The organism is Dolichospermum sp. LEGE 00240 (genome assembly GCF_015207875.1).
Lineage (GTDB): Bacteria > Cyanobacteriota > Cyanobacteriia > Cyanobacteriales > Nostocaceae > Dolichospermum > Dolichospermum gracile.
Window position 1 is genome coordinate 22,792 of sequence record NZ_JADEVZ010000058.1, and the last position, 11,428, is coordinate 34,219.

Annotated in this window: 8 protein-coding genes; 2 read left to right on the plus strand and 6 right to left on the minus strand. The window is 38.7% G+C overall.

All coding sequences use genetic code 11. The features are described 5' to 3' along the window. Positions 1–16 precede the first annotated feature (16 nt). The 3 genes from IQ226_RS17750 to crtD form a co-directional block, all read right to left on the minus strand. Positions 17–613 (minus strand): Uma2 family endonuclease, encoded by a 597-nt coding sequence (locus IQ226_RS17750; protein WP_193897471.1) that lies wholly within the window; start codon positions 611–613, stop codon positions 17–19. A 103-nt stretch (positions 614–716) separates the two neighbouring features. After that, complete coding sequence (locus IQ226_RS17755; protein WP_193897473.1) at positions 717–2,906, minus strand: transglycosylase SLT domain-containing protein; 2,190 nt, start codon at positions 2,904–2,906, stop codon at positions 717–719. A gap of 299 nt (positions 2,907–3,205) precedes the next feature. Then, positions 3,206–4,750 carry a C-3',4' desaturase CrtD gene (gene crtD / locus IQ226_RS17760; protein ID WP_193897475.1) on the minus strand — a complete coding sequence of 515 codons (1,545 nt, stop codon included), beginning with the start codon at positions 4,748–4,750 and terminating at the stop codon, positions 3,206–3,208. Between the two features lie 202 nt (positions 4,751–4,952). Between crtD and IQ226_RS17765 the strand changes: the two genes are divergently transcribed. Both IQ226_RS17765 and IQ226_RS17770 read left to right on the plus strand, forming a co-directional pair. Continuing rightward, positions 4,953–6,128 carry an ATP/GTP-binding protein gene (locus IQ226_RS17765; protein WP_193897477.1) on the plus strand — a complete coding sequence of 392 codons (1,176 nt, stop codon included), beginning with the start codon at positions 4,953–4,955 and terminating at the stop codon, positions 6,126–6,128. Continuing rightward, a complete protein-coding gene (locus IQ226_RS17770; RefSeq protein WP_193897479.1) occupies positions 6,125–6,904 on the plus strand; it encodes a DUF3226 domain-containing protein in 780 nt (259 codons plus the stop codon). The genes IQ226_RS17765 and IQ226_RS17770 overlap by 4 nt, the downstream gene beginning before the upstream one ends. A gap of 15 nt (positions 6,905–6,919) precedes the next feature. Here the strand turns inward: IQ226_RS17770 and IQ226_RS17775 are convergent, their stop codons facing one another. From IQ226_RS17775 to IQ226_RS17785, 3 genes are all read right to left on the minus strand, one after another. Then, positions 6,920–8,125, minus strand: coding sequence for a DUF4336 domain-containing protein (locus tag IQ226_RS17775; protein ID WP_193897481.1), 1,206 nt, complete (start codon positions 8,123–8,125; stop codon positions 6,920–6,922). A gap of 147 nt (positions 8,126–8,272) precedes the next feature. Then, on the minus strand, positions 8,273–8,503 hold the full coding sequence (locus tag IQ226_RS17780) for a hypothetical protein (protein WP_370567191.1): 231 nt from the start codon (positions 8,501–8,503) through the stop codon (positions 8,273–8,275). A 207-nt stretch (positions 8,504–8,710) separates the two neighbouring features. Further along, a complete protein-coding gene (locus IQ226_RS17785; protein WP_228039529.1) occupies positions 8,711–11,353 on the minus strand; it encodes an amino acid adenylation domain-containing protein in 2,643 nt (880 codons plus the stop codon). Positions 11,354–11,428: the final 75 nt, after the last annotated feature.

Sequence of the window (11,428 nt, forward strand, 5' to 3'; positions counted from 1 at the left end):
TAGGGGTTCCTCCCAGTCAAGAATTAGTTACGTTTTCTACAGCAGGGGATTCAAAATTCACGTCTTCATAGACATCTTCTGTGGGACAGTGAAAATCTACACTGGCTAAATGCACATTTTCTCCCTGTCCGTAACTATAAAATACCCATTGTCCTTCAGAATTACGACGGAAAATTTCGACATTTATTCGCGTTTGACTTACTAATACATATTCCTGAAGTGATTCTAAGTGGCGATAATCAGCAAATTTATCACCTCTGTCAAAGGCTTCTGTGGTGGGAGATAGGACTTCAATAATTAAACAAGGATAACGCAAAAAATTATGAAAGGCTTTATCTTTTTGGTCACAACTGACTATGACATCAGGATAGTAATAAGTATTTATGGATTCAATGTGTGCCTTTGTATCGGCAATGTAGGCTTGACATCCACTGCCACGTAGATGGTTTCTCAGCATAGCAAAGACATTGCCAGTAATAATTACATGAGTATTACTAGCCCCTGCCATTGCGTAAACGTCTCCGTCTCTATATTCATGCTTGATAGGGCTGGTTTCTTCTCCTTGGAGATATTCTGCGGGGGAAAGATAGTTATAGCTGGGAGTTGCAATCATAGAAGATGACCTTATCTGAATTTGTATTTTATCTAAGTTCCTCCTTATCTAGGGGAATTGCTAAATTGATTAAGGGCGCAGGCACTGCGCCCCTACGGGTTGATTAATTTGGTGGTAATTGTGGGTGTGTTGCTGAATATTTGCTGACTATGGCAGAAACTTCTGGGTTATAAAGTCGGAGATAATTCCAGTAGTTGCCAAAAACTTGGCGGACGTAATTTCTTGTTTCGTCAAAAGGAATTTCTTCGACAAATTCATCGGGATCTTGTTTGGGTATGGTTTGTAACCATTTGGCGACGTTGCCGGGTCCGGCATTATAACTAGCGATCGCTAACATGGAATTATTGCCATACTGTTGATGAGTATGATCTAAATACCAAGTCCCCAACATCATATTATCGTTAGGATTTTCTAGGTTGAGTTTTTTGAAATCTAACCCGATTTGCGGGGCTATCCATGCCCCTGTACTGGGCATAACTTGCATTAAACCTGTTGCACCGACGGGGGATTTAATTTTGGATTGAAAGCGGGATTCTTGCCGCATTAAAGCTGTAACTAACAGAGGATTTAGTTGACGGGAAGTAGACCATTTTTCAATTTCTTGAAAATAAGGAAAAGGATAACGGGCTTGCCAATAGATTGATTGTTGACTTAAAGCTGTATATTCGGCTTTTTCAGTGGGGGTTTCTCGGTCTTCCAACTTAGCGATTTTGTCAATACCAATGAGATATTCACCCTTAGTTAATCTCATCAACCCTTCGGTAAACTGTTCAGCAACACTAGGCTGTTTTTTATTTTTAAATTCTGTTTCCCATTGCCACCAAGCATCACGATCTTGTCCTAGTAAATACAATTCATGGAAAGTCTGAGAACCGGCGGGAGGAACAGGACGTTGGGGGGGAATAACTGCCGGATTCATTACCCGCAAAGTATTAAAATTCCCCACATTTAAACCCAAAATACTGGCAGAACGCCAGGCATAATAAGATTGAGGAAATTCACTAATTACAGCTTTATAAGCAGTAATAGCTTCCTGTTGTTTGCCTAGTATCGTTGCCCATTTGCCCACCCAAAATCCGGCTCTAGGAGCTAAAATGCTAGTTTTGTTATTAGTAGTAATTGGTTGCGCCCATTGCCATGCTCCTAAATAATCATTGTTTTTGGCTTTGGTTTGGGCGACTTTCCAACGAAATTCTGCGGCTTCATCACTGCTACTATATTTACCTAGCAATAATTTCTCTGTCGTATTAGCTGATTTATTATCTTTGAGAGATGCTAAAAGTTGGGCTTTTTTGACTAATGCTGGAGGTGCTTGATCGGGAAATTTACTAATTATTTGGTCAAGATAGATAATGGCATCTTTACCGGGAGCAATATCGGCTAATCTTGATAGGGCGATTGCTGTTTCTTTAGCGGTGGGAAATTTTTCTAGTAGTTGTTTATAAACTGCAATGGCTTGATCTTGTTCTTTATTTAATTGTAATCCTCTGGCGATACGATAGAGGCTGGTAGCTGTTTTTGGGGCTTGGACGTAAGCATTTTTAGCTTTGGTAAATTCATTGTTATCCCAGTAGACTGAACCAATGAGTTCCCAATCTGTGGGTTTGAGTTGTGGCTGTTTTACCAATTGATCTAATACGCCCACAATCCCCGGCTCGTCTGCGGCGTATTGAGCCAAGATTAATTGTAATTTGGGTTGATTTGGATTATCTTTTAAGCGTTTGCGGATAATTTCCCAGGTGAGGGGATGGGAGGGAAATTGAGCGATCACTTGATCTGCTAATTTTGGTTGGGCGATCGCATATATAGCCTTGACTACCGCTGCTTCTTTGCCATATTCTTTTACTACCTTGCGGCGCAAATCAGAAGCTTGCTTATCTTCACCTAAAATATCATGAGCCTGGGCTTGCTTAAGTAAAATATAAGGTGCTAATACAGGATAATCTTTTTCCAGTCCTGTCAATAGACTCAGGGCTTTTTTACCTTGGGAAGTTTCCACATAATCACAAGAGAGTAGATAACGGGCGCGTTCCCGATCTGGGGAACTGCCTTTTTCAGCAATTTCCGTGAGTTTTGTTAATCTTTCTGGTACAGATTGAGACAATACAGAAAAGACAACTGACTTAACTTTTGTCGCCTCAGATAGTTTTTCCGGCTTACCCTGACTCAAGTTCAACCATTGACTGACGGTTTTGCCGGCTTGGGGGGCTGATACCATTGCCCCAGCTAAAAAGGCACATAGTCCAGCACCAGCAAGCAGATAAATTTGTGTTTTCTGTAGTTTTTTCAACATTGATACTCACTGTTTGCCTAGCGTCTCACGGAGAAAGTTGACGATTAGATGAATATTTTGGCAACCTTATCATTAGGGTAACACCCCTGACCAAGTTTTACGCCTATAATGCCAGACTTTCCGCCAGTTTATACAAATGTAATCTCTCTTTGATTTTGTGGTGACAGATTGTAGGGGCGGGGTCTCCCCGCCCTCAATTATGTAGGACTAGGAGTCAGGAGTCAGGAGTCAGGAGTCAATCAGCAACCCCTATGTAACTGATATGTAACTGATCCTTCCTGTCCCCTCTTCCCTCTTGCCTATTGCCTCTTGCCTATTGCCTCTTGCCTATTCCCTTGACTTTGAATTTGCCTAACTACCGTTAAAGCTGAATAACTAACGCCCGCAGTTCCTTCTCCAGGATGAGTAGAATCACCAACCAACCACAAATTACGAATAGGTGTTCGATTCGCAAAACCAAAGGGTCCAAAGGTAGGAATCCTTTGACCAATACCACCAACAATACCCTTTTCCCTACCTGTATAATCAGCAAAAGTGCGAGGCGTAGCAGCTTCTACATGAATAATAGTTTCTGGTTTCAAATAGAAATATTCAGAAAGTTTGGATATGGCATCTTGAGTAAATTTTTGTTTTAACTCTTGATAATTTTGAGTTTCCCACCAGGGGATAAAATCAACAAAGGAAGAAGCTATAATTGTGGCTTTTCCTAATGGGGCGCGACCATCTCCTTCATGACTCACAGATACAAATAGGGAATTATTTTCGCCAATAGGTTTATTTACATCATATAAAAATTGTAAATGCGGTGGACAATTAGGCGGAATTGCACTTTTATCTACACCCAAATAAATCACATAAGCACCGGAAGCTGGTGGGAGTTTTTCGACCCTTTGTTTATATCCAGAAGGGGCATTTTCTCCTAATAATTGCACCAAGTTTTGCACGGTGACATTAGCAACTATGTGATCTGCTGATTCTGTCCAAGTTTCCCCGGTTTTCTGATTTTTAATGATGACAGATTTAGCTTGGTTATGGACAACTTGGATTTTTTCAACGGTGTGACGCATTAATAGCTTACCACCATCTCGTTCTAAAGATTCTACCAAGCGATCGCTCAAAACTTGCATACTCCCTTGCAGATGAAATAACCCTTGAGGTAATTGGGATACACTCAAAGCTGTAGCTGCATAAAGTAAAGCAGTTTCTTCCGCACTAACTTGAGAATATAATTTCAGTTGTAAATCTAAAAATGTCCGCAGTCTTTGGTCATTTCCTAAACCACATAATCGTAAAGCATCTCCCACAGTCAATAAAGTAAAAGGTGCAGTAATAAATGTCCTCAGACGGACAGCTTTCATTAATTGTCCTAAGTCCCATAAATTCCGGGGTGGTAAAACCGGATCACGTCCTTGAAATTCCCAACTAGCATTAAATAAAGTGGTTAATAATTGCCAAAAAGGTTCACTTCCGGGAAACTGTTTTTGACGTTCTGCTTGCCATTTTTGAGAATCACGCCAAACATTAATGGGTGTAGATTCTCCCGGAAGAAATACAGCACAAGCTGGGTCGCAAGGTGTCGCAGCGGGTAATTCTATATTTAATTCTGAGAAAATGCGGTGATGAATTCCCCCAGGTTCTAAACCCGCTACTTGGGTCGCACCAACGTCAAAAGTAAATCCTTGCCGTTTGAAGGTGGAAGCGCAACCACCAGGAACAATTGCTTGGTCAAGAATCAGGACATTATAACCTCTATGTGCTAATAATGCTCCGGCTGTAAGTCCACCTATACCCGCACCAATGACGATAACGCGGGATTGATTTTTTGGATCAGTAAGATTTGACATTGATGATTAACTTCAATTTCAGAGGAATTAATGAGATATGATCTAATCAAATAATCATCATTATTAACATCTAATATATCAGATTTATTTACGATAAAATAAATGGTAGATGACTCTATTTACATTGTGAATATGGTATGTTATGTGTTGACAACTTTCAGAAAAATAATCTATGGTATACAGCTTGAGCTAAAATAAGCCTATGAGCAATTTAGAAAACGTCACAATTCACCAATTTAGAGGACTTCGAGACTTAGAACTAAGGGATCTCGGACGTATTAACCTGCTTGTTGGTATTAACAATTCAGGTAAAACCAGTGTTCTAGAAGCATTATCTGTTTACTGTCATCCATTAGATATTAAAGTATGGCTTAATACAGCAAATCAACGAGAGCAGGATATGAGAGTGTATCGTACTCGGACACTGGATGCAATAAAGTGGTTATTTACACATAATTCTGCATCCATTGTAGAAGCTGATAAACCTATTATTCTTATTTCTAGCACTGGTTTATTCTCTGTAAAGAAGTTAATAGCAAGCTATGAAGAACAGGAGGAAATATGGTTATCAGAGGAAAGCAATATCAGAAATCTTAGCAACGAAGAAGAAATTGAAAATGATAATGAACAAGAAATTGAAAATGAAGATACACCAAGAGTTAGGAAAGGAATTAAGCTAAAAATAGGGGTATTTCCAGATGATGGTTATCAGTTAAGTTTACTTGGTGAACCATCTGATTTGATTACAGATTTTTTGTTATGGGAGGATGAACGTTTTTATAGATTATCTGGAAAGAGAGAACCAAGTCTAAAGACATCTGTAGTAACACCATCATCTCATCGTTCAGAAGTTGGTCAATTTCGATTACTTTCAGAAGCAACATTTCAAAATTTTAAAGCTGATGTGGTGAAATTATTACAACAGATGGATAACAATATTTCTGATATAGAAATTTTGTTATCTCCAGAATCTATAAGTTCTCGATTTAATATATATATTCAACATGAAAGACTGGGACTTGCACCAGTTAGCACCTTTGGAGATGGTATCCGTCGTTTATTACATATAGCTTTGAAACTTGCTAGTGTTAAAGGTGGTATTCTTTTAATTGATGAATTAGAGTCAACAATTCACACAGAAGCCTTACAAAATTCTTTTCGATGGTTAGTTAAATGGTGTACAGAGATGGATGTTCAACTATTTGCAACTACCCATAGTCTTGAAGCTGTTGATGCTTTATTAGAAGTTACTGAATCAGATTCAGATTTAGTGCTTTATCGCTTAGAACCAAAGGAAGGAAAAACAAAAGTAGTTAGACATGATGGACATAGATTAAGACGGTTAAGAGAAGAATTAGGTCAGGAGGTGCGTTGGTGAGTCGGCAATATGTTTTAATTGGTGTTGAGGGGAATCATGATCAGGCTTTTATCTCCAAGATTTTGTGTAAATTATTAGGCTTTTCTAAATTTGATGGGAAGATATCAGAACTAGATCCTTTTTGGCGGAAATTTATCCCTAATTACCCTAAAGGGGGAAAGTTATATGTAAGACTTGATATGCCTGCAATTTTGTATACAGAGACTTTATCAATCGCTTTATATGCAGGTGAAGGAAGTAATTTAATTACTAATTTGAATGATAAATTATCTGATATTGATTATTCTACTTTTTTAGCTTTTGCAATTGTAGCTGATGCTGATGACGATACACCTAACAAAGTTGCAGAAAAATATCATCATGGTTTAAAAAAATATTTTCCTAATTTTCCTATTACAGTCAATGCAACTGGTAATATCATAGGAGGTTCACCAAAATTAGGAATTTATATATTACCAGATAATTCTCAACAAGGAGTTTTAGATACTTTGATATCTGACTGTGGTGATTTGGTTTATCCTGAATATATGCAAAGAGCAAGAGAGTATGTAGATAAATTTTCTGAAGAAGAGAGGAAGAAAAAGCCTTTAAAATGGAAACCTTTTGACCAAGAAAAGGCGATAATTGCTACAGTCGTAAGTGTTCTAAAACCAGGTAAAACTAATCAAACAAGTATTAGTGATAACAGTTGGATTAGTCCTGAAACAGAAGCTCAAATTCCAGCAATTCAAAATTTAACTAAGTTTTTCAGGAACTTGTTGAATTTAGAAACTTGAATAATACCCTAAATTCTACACCTTCTCCCTTGCAGGTGGGACAATACCCAACTTATTTAACCCTGAATCAATATTTCTCAATAACTTAAAATCATCCTCCGGTAAAGAATAATTACTACTAAATAAACTACATTTTTCTAAAAACGTAAATGCTTGCCGAAATTGCTGCGGTGTGGCTTTAATTGGGGCATCAAAATGACAGGGAATAATCCATTGAAAATCCCAATTGGCAACTTTATTAGCCCAATTGATAGTTTCCTGGGGGGCGCGATTGAGAATCAAACTTTGTAAAATTGGGGCAACAAATATTCTGCCATTTCCTCGCAAAATATTAAATGATTCTTGCCAATTTTCCTGCCATTGGAAGGGGAAAAACCCAAAATAGGCTTTTCTCGAACGTTCTGGCGCTTTTTTGGCATCACCCCATGCTTCACTCCATGTAGGTACTTCTAACACACTAGGGCTGAAATACAAGGCAAATAATGTTACCCGCTGCCACCCTTTACGGCGATTTGCTGAGGTATCGGCAACCATGTCAAAGGCTTTATCCTTAGCGTGGTACAGTAGGGGGTAGGGGTCAAGTTGAACAATTGCTGGTGGCTCTGCTGGTACAGAAACTATGGTATCTGTAAGTAAGAGAGTGTGCGATCGCTTATGGAAAAAAGCCACCTCTGCAAACTTACCCAACCCCAAATCAATCGGTCCGAGGGTTGCATAATCAAAATCCTCAGCAAAAGGAGCTTCCTGGCTATTTTCAGGCAGTATGTGAGTCCGTTTACCAGGTAAACCCAACCAACTTAAAGGCAAATTTACGGGAAAACTCCATTGTCCAGGGGAAACAAAAACCTGTGCAGCGGGAAAGCGTCGCGCAAAAGGACCAACAAAAACCTTATGTTCTATTCCCGATATCGTAGGCAAAATAATATACTTAACATCACCGTATTCTGCCACCAACTCCTTCAGCAAGCGAACACATTCTCCCGTTGGTGCGACAGGTGCATAAACCAGCAAACCGCCTTTTTCCAACTTAACTACAGTCATGCGAATTGGCACAACTACATAGAAAATTCCCTGCAATTGATCAAAAGTCCACATAGCATCTTTAACAACTTCTTTACGGATAGTGCGCCGTTGACCATAAGGATAAATTGGCACAATAGGCCAAAACCGCCATGAAAAATCCTGGGGATGAATTTGTTCTATGTCTCCACTTTCAACCACCTTGCGAACCTCCCCTAATACCTGCTGCTGAGATTTTTGTTTGCTTTTCCAAATTAGGAGTTTAGCAAATTATGGGGGTGATAAACATAAAATCCCTAACTTCTTAGAGAAATTGGGTTTCTAAACTTTTATATTTTCATATTCATTTCATATTCCAGCTTGAGTTAATACCTCACTCAAATCAGCAACTAAATCTAAATTTTCTGCCCATTCTGTTAAATAATGATAATCTAAATTATCTGCTTGTAACTTAATTATCCCCAAAACATCACGCCATTGTTTTTCTGATTTACTTCCCTTTCCCCAGCGCAGTTTTTGTAAAACAATATCTTCTGCTGAAGCTATCCAAAACCCAGGTATTCCATCGTAACTGTTCACACCCCCCAGGAAAAAGGGATGAAGAGGCAACAGCAATAGGGAGATGTTTTATACTAGAGATATCAAGAAGGCGATAGCGAAGCGCGACATAGGAATTAGGTAGGAATCGCCTAGCGTCGAAAATTAAGAGGTGACAGGAATGGGGAGATGTTTGATACCCCGATTATCTCTCATCGGGTAAAGTTTTCTCTTGTTCAGTAATAACCTTTAATCGGGTGAATCTTTTGCAAGATGGGAGACTAAATTATTTGTAATTTGGTTTTCGCTTTCATTATTCAGTAATTCAGAATCTCCCAAAGCCTTATCTATACAACCTGTTAATTTTTCAGCCAAAAGCTGGACATTGGGTTCTTCTAAGATGCCTGTATGATTGCCTGGAATGTTGTAAATTACTAACTCCCCATTGACTAGTTTCCTCCATTGAACTTCTAGTGGATCAAAGCTATAAGTAATAGAAATAGGAGAATCAATTGCCTGAAACAAAACCACTGTACCTGAGTAAGATTCAGGAGTATAGGCATCGCGAAGTAACTTTATTGGATAATCAGTATAAGTGTGGGGAAGATATTGAGATTTGACTTGTTCAGTTATATTCGTCTTAGGGAAATATCGAGATAGGAGACGATTAAATTTGATTTTTATTTTAAAGTGAACCCTGGTCCAAAATTCTGATAATTCCAGATTCCATAGTAATTTCAGCCTTTGAGAGAAGGGCAAGAGTTTAACATTACTACCCTTTTTTAGAAAAGTATCAAATAACGCTATTAGGGCTACTTCTTGACCTTGAGCGACAAGTTGTTGAGCCATTTCGTAAGCGACCATACCACCTATGGAAAGACCCATTAAAAAGTAGGGACCTTGTGGTTGAAGCGATCGCATTTCTTCGATATAATGAGCCGCTAAATCCTCCATTTTAGGCAAAGAGAGTGCCTTATCCTTTGGCTCTGATATACCATAATGGAGGGCATAAACAGGTTGTTCTTCTCCCAAATAGCGGATTAAATCTTGGAAGTAAATATGATGAATACCAAACAAAATAGGACGAGAACCTTTTGGTTGAAGCGGTACGAGAGAGTAGTAAGGTGATATCCGTCCTTGGGAACAGATAATATTAGCCAGTTGTTCAACCGTTGGTGAATGAAAAATTGCAGCTAAGGGTAAATTTATCCTGAAAGTTTTTTCAATTTGGGCAAATAGTTTGACAGCTAGTAACGAGTGTCCCCCCAGATCAAAGAAATTATCTGTTACACCAATGGATTTAATTCCTAAAATTGCTTCCCAAACTTTTGTAAGTTGCTGTTCTAATTCATTACGAGGGGCAATAAAAGTCTCTTCTGGTTCTGGGCGAATTTGTTCAGGAGTAGGGAGAGCGCGACGATCAATTTTGCCATTGGGTGTTAAGGGAAATTTTGCTAAGAAGACAAATGCTGAGGGAATCATGTATTCGGGTAACTTCTGTTTCAGAAATTGGCGCATTTCTGATTGAGTTAATGTTGTTTGAACTTGGGGAACAATGTAAGCAATTAGGCGTTTATCTTCTAGATTATCTTCACGGACAATAACTACTACATTGAGAATATGAGGATGTTCCGCAAGAACGGCTTCAATTTCTCCTAACTCAATGCGAAAACCGCGAATTTTTACTTGATTGTCAATGCGTCCAATAAATTCAATATTACCATCATGTAAGTAGCGGGCTATGTCGCCAGTTTTGTAGATTTTTCCGCTTCCAAAGGGATTAGAAATAAATTTTTTAGCAGTTAATTCTGGTCGGTTTAAATAACCTCTTGCTAATCCGTCTCCTCCAATATGTAGTTCTCCCGGCACACCGACGGGAACTGGTTGTAAACAGGAATCAAGAATATAAATTTGGGTGTTAGTAATTGATCTGCCGATAGGAATGGAGCTATAAAATTGTGCTATTTTTTGTGCTATTTTTGGCATTGGGTAGCAGGAGGTGAAGGTCGTATTCTCCGTTGGACCATAACCGTTAATTAACTGACAATTTTCGGCTATTTGGTGAAACTTATGGACATGGAAAATAGATAAAACATCTCCACCAGCCAACAGTTGATGTAACAACTTTAAATTTTCTATTTGCTCATCTACCATTAAGTGAAATAGTCCAGCCGTTAACCACAAAGTTGTAATTTTGTGGCTGAGGATAGCTTGTCCTAATTCTGATAATGAGGGTGTATGTGGCGAGAAAATAACTAATTTTGCTCCGTTGAGTAAGCTACCCCAAATCTCAAAAGTCGAGGCATCGAAGGAAATAGGAGCTAGTTGTAAGAAGGTTTCTGTGGAAGTTAAGTTAGCGTAGTTAATGTTTTTTGCTAACCTGATAACTCCTCGATGAATGACGCAAACACCTTTGGGCTGACCTGTAGAACCCGAAGTGTAGGTGATGTAAGCGAGATTATCGGATCTTTCATGATAAGTTAGGTTATGCTGTCCCTGATTATTAATTTTTTCCCAATCTGTATCGAGACAAATAATATGGGTTTTATTTGCTGGTAGTTGATCAACCAATGACTGTTGAGTTAACAAAATTGATGCTTGGGTATCTGCCAACATAAAGGCAAGACGCTCTTGAGTATAGCTAGGATCTAAAGGAACATAAGCACCACCAGCTTTTAATATCCCCAATAATCCCACAATCATCTCTAAAGAACGCTCTACACAAATCCCCACCAATACCTCTGATTGTACCCCCAAACTTTGCAAATAGTGCGCCAGTTGATTAGCACGATGATTAAGTTCTCGATAGGTTAATTCTTCTCCTTCAAAAACTACTGCTATAGGACTTACGCATTGACAAAAAAATGAATCTATGTTGATGAAGCAGCACAAGCATTGGTAAGATTGTCCACAATGTAGTCGCGCACAACTAAAGTGAATAAGTTTCTTTGCACTTCATACCAATTA